General features: G+C 71.9%; 13 protein-coding genes. 8 read left to right on the top strand and 5 right to left on the bottom strand.

The genetic code is table 11. The annotated features are described in order from the left end of the window. Nucleotides 1-2 precede the first annotated feature (2 nt). Both ASG32_RS29760 and ASG32_RS29755 read right to left on the bottom strand, forming a co-directional pair. The gene (locus tag ASG32_RS29760) at nt 3-239 is read right to left on the bottom strand and encodes a hypothetical protein (protein WP_056533491.1); all 237 of its coding nucleotides are present in this window, start codon (nt 237-239) and stop codon (nt 3-5) included. Nucleotides 240-340: 101 nt separating this feature from the next. Continuing rightward, a complete protein-coding gene (locus tag ASG32_RS29755; protein WP_056533489.1) occupies nt 341-1,165 on the bottom strand; it encodes a hydratase in 825 nt (274 codons plus the stop codon). Nucleotides 1,166-1,489: 324 nt separating this feature from the next. On the opposite strand from ASG32_RS29755, the gene ASG32_RS29750 reads away from it, so the two are divergent. From ASG32_RS29750 to ASG32_RS29735, 4 genes are all read left to right on the top strand, one after another. Then, complete coding sequence (locus ASG32_RS29750) at nt 1,490-3,832, top strand: TonB-dependent siderophore receptor (protein ID WP_056533488.1); 2,343 nt, start codon at nt 1,490-1,492, stop codon at nt 3,830-3,832. Nucleotides 3,833-3,842: 10 nt separating this feature from the next. Next, nucleotides 3,843-5,462, top strand: coding sequence for a PepSY-associated TM helix domain-containing protein (locus ASG32_RS29745; protein ID WP_056533486.1), 1,620 nt, complete (start codon nt 3,843-3,845; stop codon nt 5,460-5,462). Between the two features lie 350 nt (nt 5,463-5,812). Beyond that, entirely contained in the window at nt 5,813-6,259 is a 447-nt protein-coding gene (nikR, locus tag ASG32_RS29740) for a nickel-responsive transcriptional regulator NikR (protein ID WP_056533484.1), read from the top strand. Nucleotides 6,260-6,484: 225 nt separating this feature from the next. After that, complete coding sequence (locus ASG32_RS29735; protein WP_199866177.1) at nt 6,485-8,623, top strand: TonB-dependent receptor plug domain-containing protein; 2,139 nt, start codon at nt 6,485-6,487, stop codon at nt 8,621-8,623. A gap of 87 nt (nt 8,624-8,710) precedes the next feature. Here ASG32_RS29735 and ASG32_RS29730 read toward each other — a convergent pair whose 3' ends face one another. Beyond that, nucleotides 8,711-9,646 (bottom strand): helix-turn-helix domain-containing protein, encoded by a 936-nt coding sequence (locus tag ASG32_RS29730; protein ID WP_056533482.1) that lies wholly within the window; start codon nt 9,644-9,646, stop codon nt 8,711-8,713. Between the two features lie 226 nt (nt 9,647-9,872). On the opposite strand from ASG32_RS29730, the gene ASG32_RS29725 reads away from it, so the two are divergent. Both ASG32_RS29725 and ASG32_RS29720 read left to right on the top strand, forming a co-directional pair. After that, nucleotides 9,873-10,844: a bifunctional helix-turn-helix transcriptional regulator/GNAT family N-acetyltransferase gene (locus tag ASG32_RS29725; RefSeq protein WP_056533480.1), complete on the top strand. Its 972-nt coding sequence runs from the start codon at nt 9,873-9,875 to the stop codon at nt 10,842-10,844. Between the two features lie 322 nt (nt 10,845-11,166). Further along, nucleotides 11,167-12,858, top strand: coding sequence for a methyl-accepting chemotaxis protein (locus tag ASG32_RS29720; protein ID WP_056533478.1), 1,692 nt, complete (start codon nt 11,167-11,169; stop codon nt 12,856-12,858). Between the two features lie 229 nt (nt 12,859-13,087). Here ASG32_RS29720 and ASG32_RS29715 read toward each other — a convergent pair whose 3' ends face one another. Beyond that, entirely contained in the window at nt 13,088-13,360 is a 273-nt protein-coding gene (locus ASG32_RS29715) for a hypothetical protein (protein ID WP_020094328.1), read from the bottom strand. A gap of 319 nt (nt 13,361-13,679) precedes the next feature. On the opposite strand from ASG32_RS29715, the gene ASG32_RS29710 reads away from it, so the two are divergent. Then, entirely contained in the window at nt 13,680-15,500 is a 1,821-nt protein-coding gene (locus ASG32_RS29710) for an amidohydrolase (RefSeq protein ID WP_199866176.1), read from the top strand. 16 nt (nt 15,501-15,516) lie between these two features. Here the strand turns inward: ASG32_RS29710 and ASG32_RS29705 are convergent, their stop codons facing one another. Beyond that, complete coding sequence (locus ASG32_RS29705; protein WP_056533477.1) at nt 15,517-16,443, bottom strand: LysR family transcriptional regulator; 927 nt, start codon at nt 16,441-16,443, stop codon at nt 15,517-15,519. Between the two features lie 116 nt (nt 16,444-16,559). Here ASG32_RS29705 and ASG32_RS29700 point away from each other — a divergent pair, with 116 nt between their 5' ends. After that, the gene (locus ASG32_RS29700) at nt 16,560-17,876 is read left to right on the top strand and encodes a citrate:proton symporter (protein ID WP_056533475.1); all 1,317 of its coding nucleotides are present in this window, start codon (nt 16,560-16,562) and stop codon (nt 17,874-17,876) included. Nucleotides 17,877-17,895: the final 19 nt, after the last annotated feature.

Genomic DNA, 17,895 nt, shown 5'->3' with positions numbered 1-17,895 from the left:
GCTCAGACCACCCGCGGCGTGTCGGGTTTCAGCTTGAGGGCCTTGGCGATCCGGGTGGACAGGCTCCCCACGATCGCGAGGCTGGCCGACGGGCCGGCGAGGGCGCGGACGGCCTCCAGCGCCTCCTCGGCGCTGGGCTTCATCACCGCGTAGACCGTGGCGCCGGGCGCCGCGCCGGCGCCCTCCGCGGTGACGGAGACGAGGAAGGTCGTGTGGCGTCGCCGCGGGCGTCCAGGCATGGTCCAGCATTTGGCATGTCGGCTAACCATCACCAATGCCTGAGACCCGGAGCCGGCCGGGAAACCGCACGCACCCGGCACGATAACCCGTGCCGGGTCTCTCAGATCAGGGCAAGGTCGATGCCGGAAAGCCGCAGCCCGTCGAGGCGCGTGCGCCATCGCTGACCGGAGGCGACGGGCAGCGCGTCCGTCAGCGTGCCCGTCGTGACGACAGTCCCGGCCGCGAGCGGTGGGGCCACCGGATCGTTAGCCAGCGCATCGACGAGGTGGGCCAGGGCCGCGAGCGGCCCCGTCCCGAGCACGCAGCCGCCACCGCCCCGGTCCGCGACGGCCCCGTCCCGCAGTAGCTCGACGGTGAAGCCGGCGAGTTCGCCGAGCCAGGCCGATCGCGCGTCCGCGGCGATCCGCACCCGCTCGCCCACCACCAGCAGCCCGTGCAGGCCGAAGGCCGCGACGGTGTCGGGCGCCGCGAAGCGCCAGCCCGGATAGAGCGACTGCACGATCTCGAAGCCGCTCGCCGCCCAGTCGAGGCAGGCGATCAGCGCCGCGGCATCCATGCCGGGCTCGGGCGCGCGCGCCAGCCCGAACACGATCTCCGGCTCGATCCGCGGCTCGACGAAGGCGGCGAGCGGCACCGGCTCCGACAGGGCGGCCCGGTCGCGGAGGGTCGTGTCGTAGACGTGCCCCCAGATCGGCGCGCGGACGCCGTAGCGTTCCCACAGGGTCGTGTTGGTGAAGCCGATCTTGTAGCCGACCGGCCGCTCGCCGCGCTCCCCGCGCAGGACCCGGACCGCCTCGGCCACCCGGTAGGCCGCCGGTAGGTCGAGGGCCGGATCCCAGTCGGTCAGCGGCGCGATCGGGCGGCGATGCTCGTGCGCGGAGAGGATCGTGCGGGCATGGGCCGCGGCGGAGATCGGCTCGGTCATCGGCGCACGGCGTGAGGGCCGACGGGGCGGCACCCGCGCCGGGCCGCCTCGATCGCGGCCGACTGATCTTACCCGAGGTGACCGTCGCCGGGAACGCGCGCTCTGTCGCTGCGCCGCCGACGCTCGCCGGCCCGTCCCCCGCGGGGAGCGCGCTCCCGGAGCGTTCGCTCCCGGCCCGGCCGCGCGCAGCATATTTTCATTAGAGGAATACCAAAATACGTTTCTTAAAGATGTGTCATCAGAGGCACATACTGCTCACGGATCCGTGATAGCTGGGCATCGGCGCGTATCTTCGCCCAGTAATTCCTGTTTAGAGTCGGTATAATGTCGAGATATGTCAATGACCGGGCCGCGTCGCGCGCGTTCGATCGTGCGGAGAGGCTGCTCCGGATCGGGTTTGTATCGTCGACATCTATACTCACGCTCGGGGCGGCCGCGCTCGCCCAGCCCGCGCCCGCCACGGACATCGAGCTGTCCGAACTCAGCGTGACGGGCGAGGCGCGCGGGCGCAGCCTGAACAGCGATCTGTACGGGCGCGGCGGGGCCACCGGGCCGGTGCCCGGCTACGTCGCCAGCCGCAGCACGGTCGGCACGAAGACCGACACGCCGATCCTGGAGACCGCGCAGTCGGTGTCGGTCATCGGGCGCCAGCAGATCGAGGACCAGAACGCCCTGACCATCAATCAGGCGCTGCGCTTCACCCCGAGTGTCACCACCGAGCAGCGGGGCGGCGCCGGCTCGACGCGCCTGGAGCAGTTCTACATCCGCGGCTTCACCGCGCCGATCTTCCTCGACAACATGGCGCTGCCCGGTAACCGCGACGCTTTCCCCAGTGTCGATCCCTACCGCCTGGAGCGGGTCGACATCATCAAGGGGCCGGCCTCGGTCCTCTACGGGCAGTCCGGTCCGGGCGGCCTCGTCAACCTCGTCTCGAAGGTCCCGCAATTCGTCCGCCACGGCGAGATCTTCGTCCAGGGCGGCGGCTTCAGCGAGGTTCGCGGCGGCTTCGACGTCGGCGGCCCGATCGCGTCCGACATCCCGGGTCTCGCCGACCAGTTCGCCTACCGGGTCATCGGCCTCGGCTGGAACGGCGACGGCCCGGCCGTGACCACCAAGGTCGAGCGCGCCTTCATCAACCCGAGCCTCACGTGGCGGCCCTCCGCCGACACCTCGCTCACGGTCATCGCCAACTACCAGCGCGACCCGTTCTCGGGCTTCTACGGCGGCTTCCCGGCCGTCGGCACGGTGTTCCCGCGCAATTTCGGCAGCGGCGTCTTCGGCCGGCTGCCGGTGAACTTCTACGACGGCGACCGCACCATCGAGCGCTCCGACCGCACGCAGGCCTCCGTCGAGTACCTGTTCGACCACCGGATCACCGAGAACCTGCGCTTCCACTCGGCCGGCCGCTATCTGCGCTCGAACGGCGACTACCGCAGCGTGTTCACGACCTTCGGCGACGTCAACGGCCCGTACACGAGCGGCCCGATCATCGGCCGGTCGGTCGGCGGCACCCAGGTCGACATCGAAGCCTACACGATGGACAACAACTTCATCGCCGATTTCGACACCGGCCCGATCGCCCACACGGCGCTGCTCGGCGTCGACCACCGGACCTTCAGCACGCGGTCCGTCACCGGCCCGTTCCCGGCGACGACGAGCCTGAACGCCCTCGCCCCCGACCACGACCTGCCGATCCGGTTCCCCGCCTTCACGTCGACCTCGCGGATCGACGCGCAGCAGACCGGCGTGTACTTCCAGGATCAGGCGAAGTTCGACCGCTTCATCCTGACGCTCGGCGGCCGCTACGACACCGCCCGGCAGACCGGCCCGACCCGCACCTTCGCGCCGAACGGGCTGACCATCCAGGACGTCCCGGCCGAGGCCTTCACCGGCCGCGCCAGCCTGCTCTACCTGTTCGACAGCGGCGTCGCCCCGTACGTCTCCTACAGCGAGGCGTTCGAGCCGATCGTCAACGGGCGGATCTTCGACGCCGCCTTCGGCTCGGCCGGGCGCATCCCCGTCCCGATCGCCAGCAACCAGTACGAGGCCGGCATCAAGTACCAGCCGCCCGGCACCGACATCCTGCTGACCACCGCGTTCTTCGACATCCGCCGCTCGAACGCCACCACCACCGACCCGGTCAATCCCGGCTTCGTCGTGCAGACCGGCGAGGTCGGCGTGCAGGGCGTCGAGTTCGAGGCGCGCGCCACCCTCGCCGAGGGCCTCAGCCTGATCGGCGGCTTCTCGCTCCTCGACATCCGCAACGTCCGCGACACCGGCTTCACCACGAACGACCTGACCCGCCGGCAGGTGCCGCTCCAGGGCCTGCGGCCGGTGCAGGTGCCGGACACGACGGCCTCGCTGTTCGTCGATTACCGCTTCACCGACGGCCCCCTCATCGGTCTCGGCCTCGGCGGCGGCGTGCGCTACCTCGGCCCGTCCTGGGGCGATCCCGCCAACACGTTCCAGGTGCCCGAGAGCGTGCTGGTCGACGCCGTCGCCTCCTACGACATGAAGCACCTCGACCCGCGGCTCGCCGGCCTCAGCGCGCAGATCAACGTGCAGAACCTGCTCGACGAGCGCTACGTGACCGGCTGCTTCACCTACTCGGGCTGCTATTACGGCCTGCCGCGCACGGTCTACGCGACCCTGCGCTACCGCTGGTGAGGCGGCCGCCGTGGGCAAGACCTTCCGGCAGTCGATGGCGTGGCTCCACGCCTGGTCGGGCCTCGTCGTCGGCTGGGTGCTGTTCGCCGTCTTCGTGACGGGCACGGCGAGCTACTACCGGCCCGAGATCTCGCAGTGGATGCGGCCCGAGCTCCGCACCGACCGGACCTTCGGGCCGGCGGAGCTCGCGGCGGCGGCCGAGCGCGGCGTCGCCCACCTGCAGGCCCATGCGGGCGGCGCGCGGACGTGGTTCCTCGCGCTGCCGCGGCCGGACCGGCCGGTGCTGGAGCTGTTCTGGCGGACCGGCCCGGGCCGGCCGCCCGGCCACGTCTTCCTGGATCCCGACAGCGGCGCGCCGGCGGCGGTGCGGGCGACGCGCGGCGGCGACTTCCTCTACCGCTTCCACTTCGAGCTGAACCTGCCGCCGCTCTGGGGCCGCTGGATCGTCGGCGCCTGCGCGATGATCATGCTGGTGGCGCTGATCTCGGGGATCGTCACCCACCGGCGCATCTTCGCCGACTTCTTCACCTTCCGGCGGGACAAGTCCGCCCAGCGGGGCTGGCTCGACGCGCACAACGTCACGGGCGTGCTCGCCCTGCCGTTCCACCTGATGATCACCTATACCGGGCTCGCCACCCTCATGGTGATGTACGTGCCCTGGGGCCTGAACACGGCCTATCGCGGCGACAGCCAGCGCTACTTCGCCGAGTCCGGCCAGATCACCGCGCCGCGCCCGCCCGCCGGCCAGCCCGGCACGCTCGTGCCGGTCGGGCCGCTGGTGGTCCGCGCCCTGGCGATGCGGCCGGAACCCCTGGAGCGGATCACGGTGGTCAACCCGGCGGACGCGCGCGCCACCGTGGTGGCGGTGTTCGAGGAGCCGCACGGCCTCTCCCACGAGCACCCGCAGATCGCCTTCGACGGCGTGACCGGCGCGGTCCTGGAGGTGCGCGCGGGCGGCCTGCGGCCGGCGACCAAGACGTTCACCGCGATGGTCGGCCTGCACGAGGCGCACTTCGCCGGCCCGGCCCTGCGGGTGCTGTTCTTCCTGTGCGGCCTCGCCGGCAGCGCCATGGTGGCGACCGGGCTGCTGCTCTGGGCGGTGGCGCGCCTGCCCAAGGGGGACGCGCCCCGGGGCTTCGGCCTGCGCCTCGTCCAGGGCCTGAACGTCGCGACCATCGCCGGCCTGCCCGCGGCCGTCGCCGCCTATTTCCTGGCCAACCGGCTGCTCCCCGCCGCGCTGCCCGCGCGGGCGGAGTGGGAGGTCGGGGCCTTCTTCGCCGTCTGGCTGCTCGTCGCCGTGGCGGCGCTCCTGCGCCCGGCCGGGCGGGTCTGGTCGGAGACGCTGACGGCGGCGGCCGCGTTGTACGGCGCCGTCGCGGCCGCGGATGTCGGGCGCCTCGTCGCGCTCCGGCTCGGCGGCGACGCGCCGGTCGAGCCGGTCTTCCTCGCCTTCGACGGCGCGATGCTGGCCCTCGCCGCCCTCATCCTGCTCGCGGTCCGCACGATCGCGCGGCGCGGCGGAGCGTCCCGCGGCCCCGCGGAGGCCGCCGGGCTCTCGATCGCGGGGCACGCGCGGCGGGATCAGGCCCGGTCCGGCATGCCGGTACCGGGAGATCGGGAGCCGATATGATAAAATTGAACTGGTATATTGAACCCAGTGCGGCGAACTAATTCAAAATAATTCCCGAAGCCTGACATATATCGGATGCGCGTCGACTGTATCTGTGCAGAATGGTTCGGCCGGCATGCCAGCCGGTCGCGCCTGTGTCGTCGATTTTCACGCCCTTGATCCTTCGGCCCAGGCGTTCCAGCGCGGTCCATCCCAAGCGCACGCTGGACATGTCCCCGAGACCCAGAACTTGAGCCTCGAGGCGCGGCCCTCGGGGCTCTTTTTCTGCCGCGCCGGGCGATGCGGGCCCGGCGGCTGTTCACGGGCCCCGCGTCCCCGTACCAGAAGGCCACGGGAGCGGCAGGACGGGCATGCAGCGCATCACCATCACCATCGACGACGCCCTGCTGACGGCGGTCGACGACCTCTGCGCGCGGCGCGGCTACGGCAGCCGCTCGGAGGCGGTGCGCGACATCGTCCGCGACGCCCTGGCGCCGGTCCGCGCCGCGGAGACCGGGGGATCGGCGGCCTGCTACGGAGCCCTGAGCTACGTCTACAGCCACGGCACCCGCGACCTGGCCCGCCGGCTGACCGGCGAGGGGCATGAGCACGGCGTCTCGATCGCCAGCCTGCACGTGCACCTGACCCACGACGCGTGCCTTGAGGTGGCGGTCCTGCGCGGGCCGGTGGCCCGGATGCAGAGCTACGCCGACGCCGTCGTCACGCAGCGCGGCGTCCGCTACGGTCACCTGCACCTCATCCCGGAGGGTGACGACGCCCGCACCCATCCGGGCCACGGCGACGACGGCCCGGGGTGAGGGCGCCCCCCGCCCGCGATCCAGCGCCCCGTCGACTGCGCCCCACGCGCAACACGGCCGGCCTAATCCGCCCGTATGACTTTTTCGTATGTTTATCATACGGGCGGCGTGCGAGAGTCCGGGGATCGCCACGCCTCGCCCGGTCTGCCGGTGTCCCGCCCGACTTCCCGCCCGACTTCCCGACCTGTCTGCCGTCACCGGCCTGCCGCCCCCGGCCTCCGCGCCGTGACCCGGCTGCTCGCCGCGGGCGGCCTCGTCGTCGCGACCGCCGGGCGCGGCTGGGCGGCGCCGGGTGAGGGCGCCCCGACACCGTCGGCCGTCACCCTGTCCGAGATCTCGGTGGTCCCAGCGGCGCCTCCGGTCATCCCCGCGACGGACGGGCCCGGCGCCAGCGCCGGCTATGTCGGCGGCGTCACCGGGATCGGCGGCGCCCTGCTGAGCGTCGACGCGGCCAGCGCCGGCCTCATCGGCGGGGCGGTCCTCAACGCCCGCCCGGTCACGCGGCCCGGCGAGGTGCTGGAGGCAGTGCCGGGCCTGATCGTCACCCAGCACAGCGGGGAGGGGAAGGCCAACCAGTACTTCCTGCGCGGCTTCAACCTCGACCACGGGACCGACATCGCCATCAGCGTCGACGGCATGCCGGTCAACATGCGCACCCACGCCCACGGCCAGGGCTACGCCGACCTCAACTTCCTCATCCCCGAACTCGTCGGCGCGGTGGAGTACCACAAGGGGCCGTACTTCGTGCGCGACGGCGACTTCGCCTCCGCGGGCTCGGTGCGCATCGACTATCTCGACACTGTGCGGAAGAATCTCGCGCTGACCTCGATCGGCAGCTTCGGCTACAAGCGGGCCCTGTCGATCGCCTCGGCGCCGCTGGGTGAGGGCACCCTTCTGGTGGCCGGCGAGGCGCAGGTCTACGACGGGCCGTGGACCGTCCCGGACGCGCTGCGCAAGCTCAACGGCGTCGCCCGCTACAGCCAGGGCACGGCGCTGGACGGGTTCGCGGTCACCGGCATGGCCTACGCGTCCCGCTGGACGGCCACCAACCAGATCCCGGAGCGGGCCGTCGGCGCGGGGCTGATCGGCCGCTACGGCACCCTCAACCCCACGGATGGCGGCGACACCGCCCGCTTCTCCCTGTCGGGGCGGTTCAGCGCCACGGACGACACCGGCATCACCCGGGCCTCGGCCTACGTGATCCGCTACCAGATGAACCTGTTCAACGACTTCACCTACTTCCTCAACGATCCCGTCGGCGGCGACCAGTTCCACCAGCTCGACCAGCGCGTCCTCGGCGGCGGCGAGGTGCTGCACATCTTCCAGGGCGACCTGTTCGGCCGGCCGCTGGAGGTCGAGGTCGGCGCCCAGACGCGGACGGACTCGATCCGCGTCGGCCTGTTCAACACCGCCTTCCGCCAGTACCGCTCGACCGTGCTCGACGACCGCGTGCTGGAATCGAGCGGCGCCCTCTACCTCGACACGCGGGTGCGCTGGACCGAGTGGCTGCGCACGAGCGTCGGCGTGCGGGCGGACGGCTACTACGCCGACGTCCGCTCGGACACGCCGGCGAACTCGGGACGGGCCACCGACGGCATCGTCAACCCGAAGCTCTGCCTCGTGCTCGGACCGTGGTCCGACACCGAGATCTACGTGAATTACGGCGGCGGCTTCCACTCGAACGACGCGCGCGGCGTGACCGCCACGGTCGATCCCGCGAGCCCCCTGTTCAACATCACCCGGTCGCCCTTCCTGGTGCCCTCCACGGGCTACGAGCTGGGCCTGCGCAACCGGTCGATCGCCGGGCTGGAGACGAGCCTCGCCCTGTTCCGGCTCGACTTCGCCTCGGAGAACATCTTCCAGGGCGACACCGGCACCACGGAGCCGAGCCGCCCGACCCGCCGGTTCGGCGTCGAGTGGACGAACCGCTACGCGGTGACGCCGTGGCTGTCCCTGGACGGAGATCTGACGATCACCAACGCCAGGTTCTCCAGCTACGACCCGGCGGGCAACCGGGTGCCGGAGGCTCCCACGACCATCGCGTCGGCGGGCGTGACCTTCGGCGAGCCCCTCGGCTGGTTCGGGAGCCTGCGGGTCCGCTATTTCGGGCCGCGCCCGCTCATCGAGGACAACGCGATCCGCTCCCGGGCGACCGCCCTGCTCAACGGTCGCATCGGCTACCTGTTCGACACCGGGGTGAGCGTCTCGCTGGACGTGCTCAACCTGACGAGCAGCAAGGCCGACCAGATCACCTACGCCTACGTCTCGCGCCTTCCGGGCGAGCCCGCCGAGGGGCTGATCGACCGCGTCTTCCACCCGGTGGAGCCCACGGCCGTGCGCCTGACGATCGCCGGGCGGTTCTGACCGCCGGCGCCACGACGACACGCGGGCCCCGACCCCCTCGCGGCAGACCCACGCCGCGACGGACCTCGTCCCGGCGTCCCGGTCGCGTCAGCCGCCGCTGCGCGAGACCCGGTAGTCGCGCGGGGTCAGGCCGTAGGTCTCCCGGAACGCGCGACTGAGCTGGGCGCCGCTCCCGAAGCCGTAGGCCTCCCCGATCGCGCCGATCGACCGCGGCTCCAGCGGATTGTCGAGGGCGGCCCGCACGGCCGCGAGGCGCTGCCGCGCGCGGTAACGCGCCACCCCACCTTCCGGCTCGAACAGGCGGTAGAGCTGGGAGCGCGATATGCCGAGCGCCCGCGCGATCGCGTCGATCCGGGGCGGCGTGTCGAGCTGGCCGCGGATGAACCGCTTCGCGGCCCTGAGCCGGGCGGCCTCGAGCGGCGCGGCCGCGCGGGCCGCTCCCTCCAGGCTCGGGCGCGCGCAGGCCGCGACCATGTGGAGCGTGGCCTGCGCGATCGGGGCGGCGTCGGTCGCGGTGATCGCGCCGCTATGCGCGGCCAGGCTCCGGATATGGTCGGCGAGCAGGCGGCCCGCGCCGCCGGTCAGGATCAGCCCGTGCATCGCGTCCTCGTCCGGCAGCACGGTGGCGATGGAGGCGCGCGGGACGGCCAGGATCAGCGAGTCCGTCTCCGGCACCCGGCTGCGGCGGTACGGCTGCGACAGGTCGTTGAGGCTGACCGCGCCCGCCGGAACCTCCGCCACGCCCCGTTCGGTCTCGACGCTGTAGGCGTGCCGGCTGAGGTGCAGGACGAACCCGTCCTGACCGTCGCGCCGGATCCGGGAGCGGGACCGGGCCGGCCCCTGCGGTGCGGCGCTCATGACGCGCAGGGCCATCGGGCCGATCAGCGTCGTCTCGATCCGGCCCGAGAAGCCGTGCGGATCGGCATCGAGGTCGTGGGCTGCGAACAGCGCGCGCCACGCGGCGAAGCGGTCGCGCTCCGGCAGGGCATCCGTCGTGAAGAGGGAACGGGGTACGACGTTCACGGCGGGACCGATGAGCGAGGGTTGAGGGATTTTACCTTACGTTGCGCGATCGACCAGTGCGCACGGGACACAATCTACGATCTGACGCGACCCGCTCCCGCGGGGCGACGGTCTGTACCCTGGGGCCATCGTCCCATCGCGGCAGTGTCGCGATGCGCCGACCTTCGGGCCATCAGGGCTTGCGAGAAACATAACGCATTATATAAATCGTGTCGGGAGGACCGACATGCCGGCAGACATCCTCGACGAACTCGGGCCGCTGTTCCTGGGCAGCCGCCTCAAGCGCCTCGCCGACCGCTTCCAGGCCGACGCCGCCCGGATCCTGCGGGACGAGGAGCTCGGCATCCAGCCGGCCCAGTTCCCGCTCCTCGCCGCCATCGACCGCTACGGGCCGCTGACCATCGGCGACGCCGCCGCCGCCCTCGGCGTCAGCCAGCCGGCGGCCACGCGCACGGCGGCGAGCCTCGTCGCGCTCGGCTTGCTCGAAGAGGCGCGGTCGGACGCGGACCTTCGCCAGAAGGCGCTGTCGCTCAGCGGTGCGGGCGAGGCCCTGATGGCGCGCGCCAAGGACGCGCTCTGGCCGCGCGTCGACAGGGCCGTCGCGAGCCTGTGTGCCGGCCTGTCGGGCCCCCTGCTGGACCAGGTCGCCGCCCTGGAGCGCAGGCTCGACGCCGTCCCGTTTGCGGCCCGCATCTGCCAGGACGGCGCGGCCGGCGACGCCGCGACGGGCCTGACGATCCGGGACTACACGGACGCGCTGGCGGGCCGCTTCCGCGACATCAACGCCGAGTGGATCGAGGCGATGTTCGCGCTGGAGGAGAACGACCGCCGGTTCCTGTCCGATCCCCGCGGCGAGATCCTGGACCGCGGCGGGCTCATCCTGTTCGTTGAGTCGGCGGATCTCGGGATCGTTGGCACCTGCGCGCTGATGCGGACGGAGGCGGGCTGCTACGAGCTGACCAAGATGGCCGTGTCCGCGCGGGCCCGGGGCCGCAAGGCCGGCGAGCACCTGCTGCGGGCGGTGCTGGCCCGCGCCGCGGCCATGGAGATCGAGACGCTCTACCTGCTGACCAACACCAAGTGCGCGGCCGCGGTGCACCTGTACGAGAAGGTCGGGTTCCGGCACGACCCGGAGATCATGGACCGGTTCGGCCGGCGCTATGCCCGCTGCAATGTGGCCATGCGCTATCCCCTGTGACGCCGCGCGCCCGACGCGCCGAGGGCGACCCGTTCCCGGTCGTGCCGCCCGGCGCGGCGACGAAGCGCGGATCCCGGCCGTGCGCGGGCCCGCGCGGCGCCGCAGCGAGCCGCTCCCATCCGCGGAGGACAGCTGCACGCTCTGCGTCAGATCTCGTTCAGCAGTGACGATGTGCGGACAGACAAAATGATGGACCCGAAGAGTTCAACTGAAAATTGATTTTGGCGATCTGTTTGTGAGAGCATCAGCAACAGATCCCGTAACGGAATCTTATCGTCGCGCTTCCATCTTGGTGGCCCCGCTCTGGAGCTGCGCTCGGACAATGAAAGCTTGGTTCGCGAAACTCTCGATCCAGCACCGGCTGGTCGGAGCACTCGGGCTGCTCATCGTCTGTCTGCTCCTCGTCGGCGGCGTGGGCCTGCACGCCGTCGGCGATCTCGCCGAGGACCAGGTCCGCCTCGGCAACGGCACTCTGCCCCGCGTGCGCTACGCCGGCGAGCTGCGCGGCAACGTGATCGACGTGCGCGTCAGCGTCGTGAACCACATCCTCTATCCCGAGGCCGCCCACATGCGGGCCGAGGAGGCGGCCCTGGCGAAGAAGACGGAGGCGGTGGCCGCCGCGATGCGCAACTACGCGCCGCTGATCGACGGTCCGAAGGAGCGCGCGCTCTTCGACGTGTTCGACCGGGAATGGAAGAGCTACCTCGCGGCGATCCCGGCCGTGCTGGAATACTCGCGGACGGGCCGCAAGGATCTGGCGCTGCGCGAGAGCTTGGTCGGCGTCCGCCCCCACATCAAGGCGGCCTCCCAGGCGCTCGAGGAGATCGTGGCGCTCAACAACGCCAGCGGCGAGACGGCGATCGCCCAGGGAGCGGCCGCCGCCTCCGGCGCGAAGCGGCTCATGCTGGCGATCGGCGCCATCGCCCTCGTGCTCGCGACCGCGCTCGGTGCGCTGATCGTGCGGAGCATCGCCGCCAGTGTCCGCGCCGTGCTGGAACCGATGCGGCGGCTGGCGGCCGGGGACCTCGCGGTCGCGATCCCGCACCAGGGCGAGCGGAACGAGATCGGCCAGATCGCCGACGCCGTACAGGTCTTCAAGGATTCGGGGATCGAGGCGCGGCGGCTGGCCGCCCTCCAGGCCGAGGCCGACGCCGCCAAGATGCGCCGCGCCGAGCTGCTCGACCGCATCACCCGCGGTTTCGAGCGGGAGGCCGGGGCGCTCACGGACGAGCTGACCGCCGCCGCCACCGAGATGGAGGCGACCGCCGCCTCGATGACCGAGATCGCCGCGCAGACCACCACCCTCGCGGCGAGCGTCTCGGTCGCCGCCGAGCAGACCTCCGGTAACGTCCAGCAGGTCGCGAGCGCGACCGAGGAGATGGCGGCCTCCGTGCAGGAGATCAGCGGGCAGGTGACCCATTCGGTCGAGATCGCCGCCTCGGCCATCGCGCGCGCGCAGGAGACCGGCACCATCATCCGGGAGCTGTCCGACAGCGCCGACCGGATCGGCGCGGCGGCCGGCCTGATCTCGGGCGTGGCGAGCCAGACCAACCTGCTCGCCCTCAACGCCACCATCGAGGCGGCGCGCGCCGGCGAGGCCGGCCGCGGCTTCGCGGTGGTGGCCGCCGAGGTCAAGACGCTGGCCGAGCAGACGGCCCGGGCGACCCAGGAGATCTCCGCCCGGATCGGCGCGATCCAGTCCGCCACGCGGGGCGCGGTGGAGGCGGTCCAGGGCGTGAGCCGCACGATCGACGACATGTCGGGCACCGCCACCCACATCGCCTCGGCGATCGAGGAGCAGGGCGCGGCCACGCGCGAGATCGCGCGGAACGTCCAGGCGGCCGCGCACGGGACCCGGCAGGTCACGGGCCATATCGGATCGGTGCGCGAGGGGGCCGGCGAGACCGGATCGGCCGCGACGCAGGTTCTCGACGCCGCGCGCACCCTCGCGGTCCGGTCCGACGGGCTCAGCCGGGCCGTCCGCAGCTTCCTGGACGAGGTCCGGGCCGCCTAGAGCTGCGCCCGATCGAGGCGCGACGGGGCGATCGCCGAGCCCGTGCCGTCCGCGGTGCGGGCCCCTCTCCCGCACGGCAGAGGGGGCATGGCGCGGCTGCCCCGACCGGAGCGTCTGTCTTCCGGATCTGTCTTCCGGAACGGTGCACAACGACTTGGACCGCCGCCCGCGTGAGGCCCCGCGGGTCGACGCGCCGGTCGGCCCGGGGATCGGGCAGCCCCGCCCGCGCTCAGTTGCAGCCGTCGCAGATGCTGCGCTCGATCTTGTTGAGCCGGGCGCGCTCGTGCTCCTGCACGGCGCGCGGCGGCACCTCGCCCGGGCCGAGGGACGTGCCGGGGGGTTTGGTCACGCCGAGGCTGTTGGTGTTCGGCGCCGTGATCGTCGTGGCCGGGCCGCCACCCGTGCCGGTCTGGTCGGGCGCCAGGCCCTGGGCCGCGAGGGTGGCCGGGACGGCCAGGCTCAGCAGGGCCAGGCCCGCGGAGCGGAAGAGGGTTCGGGTCATCGTACCTCCCGTCGTCGAGCGCGCGTGAAACAGCTTGGCAGTATCCGTCGCCTCCCGAAACCGCCTTCGTCCAGTCGTGAGCCGGATGGCTCCACTATCCACCGTAATCCGACTGGCCGATAGAGTCCCGACTGCGCTCAGAGCGATCGCTTGGCGGACCGGTTCGGCTGCCGGCTCGGTCGGTCCGATCCTATCGCGCGATCATCGGGCGAAATCTATCCAGTCAGATCTTAGTCGATCGCTAATAAATATTAGCTAAGTATTTGCAAGAGCGGGATCGGGTCCCGTCGGGAGCGGATCCGGGAACAGGGAGCCTCGCATGTGCGTCGCGTGTGACTGGGCGCCCCATTTCCAGGCCTTCGGGGGCGGGCGCGCCGTCAATCGGCGCGCGGTGCTGCGGTCGGGCGCGGCCATCACCGCGACGGCGCTCGCGCTGGACCTCGTCCCGACGGGCGCCCGCGCCGAACCGGGGAGCGGCCGCGCGGCCGCGGCGGGGCCCGCCGACGTCGTGTTCCACAACGGCCCCGTCTACACGGTGGCGGGGCCGGCCCCCTGGGCCGAGGCGGTCGCGGTGCGCGGCAACACCATCGTCCATGTCGGTGACGCGGCCGGCGCGCTGGCGCTGGCCGGCCCGGCCACGCAGGTGGTGGATCTCCAGGGCCGGCTGCTGATGCCCGGCTTCGTCGAGGGCCACACCCACCCCTTCCTCGGCGCGTTCCTGACGTCCGGGGTCGACCTGCAGCGCGAGAACCTCGCCCAGGTCCTCGCGGCCATCGAGGCCTACGCGAAGGCGCATCCGACCGGGCCGATCCGCGGCTTCGGGTGGCGCGTCGACATGTTTCCCCCGGAGGGTCCCAACCGGGCCGAACTCGACGCCATCCTGCCGGACCGGCCGGCCTTCTTCTTCGCCATCGACGGGCACAGCCTGTGGGCCAATTCCAAGGCGCTGGCGATGGCCGGCGTCGACCGGGACACGCCCGACCCGATCCCGCGCTTCAGCTACTACGCGCGCGACCAGAAGGGCGACCCCACCGGCTACGTGCTCGAGGTCAACGCGGTCCTCGGGCTGGTCAACGCCGTGGAACCCATCAGCGTCGCCGCCATGGGCAGCCTGCTGGAGGGCTGGCTGCCCAAGGCCGCGGCCGCCGGCATCACCACGGTCTTCGACGCGGGCGTCCCGCCCGTCGGCAGCGATCAGGCCGCCATCATCGCGCTCTACGTGGAGGCCGAGAAGCGCGGCACGCTGCCGTTCCGCGTCTCCGCCTCCTACTCGGTGAAGTCGCTGCCGATCGACGACACGGTCGAGCAGTTCAACGCCGTGCGTCGGCAGGTCTCCGGCGAGCTCGTGCACGTCGACATCGTGAAGATCGTCGGCGACGGCTCGCAGGGCGGCTACACGGCGTGGCTGATCGAGCCCTACGCCGACCTGCCCGACTCGACCGGAGGGTCGCCCTTCACCGAGGCGCAGTGGCACGACCTCGTCGGCGCGGTCGACGCGGCGGGCTTCGACGTCCACGTCCACGCCTGCGGCGAGCGGACCGCCCGCGTCGCCCTCGACGCGATCGAGAAGGCCGTCGCGAACAACCCGGCCCGCGACCGGCGGCACGCCATCGCCCACCTGGTCTATGTCGAGGACAGCGACGCGCCCCGCTTCGCCCGGCTCGGCGTGACCGCGCAGTTCTCGGCCAACTGGTCTTCGGCCGATCCAGACACGCTGCAGAACATGATGGCGCGCTACGGCGCGCACCGCGCCAGCCGGATGTACCGGACCAGGACGATCCTGAAGCAGGGCGGGCGGGTCTCCTTCGGCACGGACTGGCCGGCGGCCGGCTACGTCTCGACCTACGAGCCCCTCACGTCGATCCAGGTCGGCGTGACGCGGCAGCTGGTCGGCCGGCCGGACGCGCCCGTGCTGAGCCCCGCCGACGAACGTCTGACGGTCGCGGAGGCGATCCACGCCAACACGATGGGCGCCGCCTACCAGCTCCGCATGGACGACAGGATCGGGTCGGTGGAGGTGGGCAAGCGCGCCGACCTGATCGTCCTCGACCGCAACATCCTGACGATCGATCCGCACGAGATCCACCGGACCAAGGTCGCCCTGACCATGATGGACGGCGTCGTGCGGCACCGGGCCTGAGGACCTGGCCGACCGGTCAGGGGCCCGGCGCGGCGCCGGCGGCCGTCCCGCCCGGATCCGCGAGCCGGTCCGCCACCAACCGGCAGAACGCCTCGGCCGCAGGCGGCATCGTCCGCCCGGCCTTCTTGATCAGGCAGACCGGACGCTCGAACAGCGGGTCGTCGATCGGCCGCGAACGGAGCAGGGGCTCGGCCCGGATCTCCCGCGCCGCGCCCGGGAGGATCGTCAGGCCGAGGCCGGCCCGGACCATGCTGACAGCGGTCATCATGTAGGTGGCCTCGCAGGCCACGCGGGGCAGGCGGCCCGAGCCGACGAAGGCGCGGTCGACCACCGCCCGCACGCTCGTGGCCGGGTCCATCAGGATCAGCGGGTGCTCGGCGAGCGCCGCGATCGTGACCCGGGGCAGCGCGCCGATCGGGTGATCGGCGGGATAGATCACGTGCAGGGCGTCGCGCGTCCGGTGCAGGACGCCGATCTCCGGATCGCGGACGTCGCCGCCGACGATGCCGAGATCCGCCTCCTCCTCGCGCACGAGGTCGAGCACCCGCTGCGCGATGACGTCCTTGATCCGAAACGTCACGGCGGGGTGCTCGGCGCGGAAGCGGACGATCGCGTCGGACAGCACGCTCGCCGCGAAGGACGGCAGCGTCGCGACGCGCACGACCCCGTGGCGCCGTGCCGCGAGGTCGCGGGTGTCGACCACCACGGCGTCGAGGTCGCGCAGCACCCGCTCGAACACGGGCAGCAGCTCGCGGCCGAGCCGCGTCGGCGCGACGGTGCGGCTGGTCCGGTCGAGGAGCCGCGCGTCGAGCATCTCCTCCAGGCGCTGGATCTGAACCGTCAGGGCGGGCTGCGACAGGTTCAGCAGGGCGGCCGCGCGGGTGAAGCTGCCGACCTGGACGACGGACACGAAGGCCCGCACCTGCCGCAGGTTGAGATCCATAATCTCAAGCTATCGCTGCGATCCGATCTTTTCAATTGTGTCATGAAGCCGTCCGCCGTTTCCTGATCCGATACAGGCGCGGGTCCGAACCGCGCCGGCGCCAACGGGAGGAACGGATGCTGGCCCTGCTCGGCCTGTGCACGATCGCGCTGCTGCTCGCCGTCATCCTGACCAAGCGGATGTCGCCCCTCGTGGCGCTGATCGTCATCCCGGTCGCGGCCGCCCTGATCGGCGGGTTCGGGTTCGACACCGGCAAGTTCGTCCTCGCCGGCCTGCAGAGCCTCGCGGGCGTCGTCGGCATGTTCGTGTTCGCGATCCTGTTCTTCGGCATCGTCAGCGATGCCGGGATGCTCGACCCGATCATCGACCGGATCCTCGCCCGGGTCGGCACCCGCCCCACCCGGATCGTGCCCGGCACCACCCTGCTGGCGCTGCTGATCCACCTCGACGGGTCGGGCGCGGTGACCTTCCTGATCACCATCCCGGCGATGCTGCCGCTCTACGACCGCGTCGGCATCGACCGGCGCGTCCTGGCCTGCGCCGCCTCGATGGCGGCGGGGGTGAACTTCCTGCCCTGGACCGGGCCGATGATCCGCGCCTCCGCGGCCCTCAAGCTGCCGATCCCCGAGATCTTCTCGCCCCTCGTGCCGGTACAGGCGGTCGGCCTCGTCTTAATCTTCGCCGCCTCGTACTGGCTCGGCCTGCGGGAGGAGCGCCGTCTGGCCCTCCTTCCCGGGGCGGCGGGGTCCGCGCCCGGCCCGGCCACGACCGCCCGGACCCTCAGCGACGCGGAGCGGGCCCTGCGCCGGCCCGACCGCTTCTGGATCAACATCGTCCTCACGGCCGCGGTCCTCGGGACGATGGTGCTCCTGGCCGAGAAGGTGCCGCCGGCGCTGATGTTCATGCTCGGCACGGCGCTCGCGCTGGTCATCAACTACCCGCAGGTCGACGCCCAGCGGCAGCGCGTCGACGCGCATGCCAGGGCCGCGATCCTGATGGCCTCGATCCTCCTCGCCGCCGGCGTGTTCACGGGGATCATGCAGGGCACCGGCATGCTCAGGGCCATGGCTCAGACGGCCGTCACCTTCGTGCCTCCCGAGATGGGGCGCCACATCCCGTTCGGGCTCGGCCTCGTGTCGATGCCCCTGTCGATGCTGTTCGACCCGGACTCGTTCTACTTCGGCGTCCTGCCGGTGGTGGCGGAAGTGGCCCACCAGCTCGGCGTCCCGCCGGTCCAGGTCGCCCAGGGGGCGCTGCTCGGCCAGATGACGACGGGCTTCCCCGTCAGCCCGCTGACGCCCGCGACCTTCCTGGTCTGCGGCCTGACCGGGATCGACCTCGCCGACCACCAGAGATTCACCTTCCCGTTCCTGCTGGCGGCCTCGGTGGTGATGACCCTCGCCTGCGTCGTCCTCGGCGTCTTCCCCCTCTGATTCCCCTTTGACTCCCTCA

Origin of the sequence: Methylobacterium sp. Leaf361 (assembly GCF_001424445.1) — a bacterium.
Taxonomy (GTDB): domain Bacteria; phylum Pseudomonadota; class Alphaproteobacteria; order Rhizobiales; family Beijerinckiaceae; genus Methylobacterium.
The sequence above is the reverse complement of the archived record's forward strand: the minus strand, read 5'-3'. Positions and strand labels throughout refer to the sequence as shown.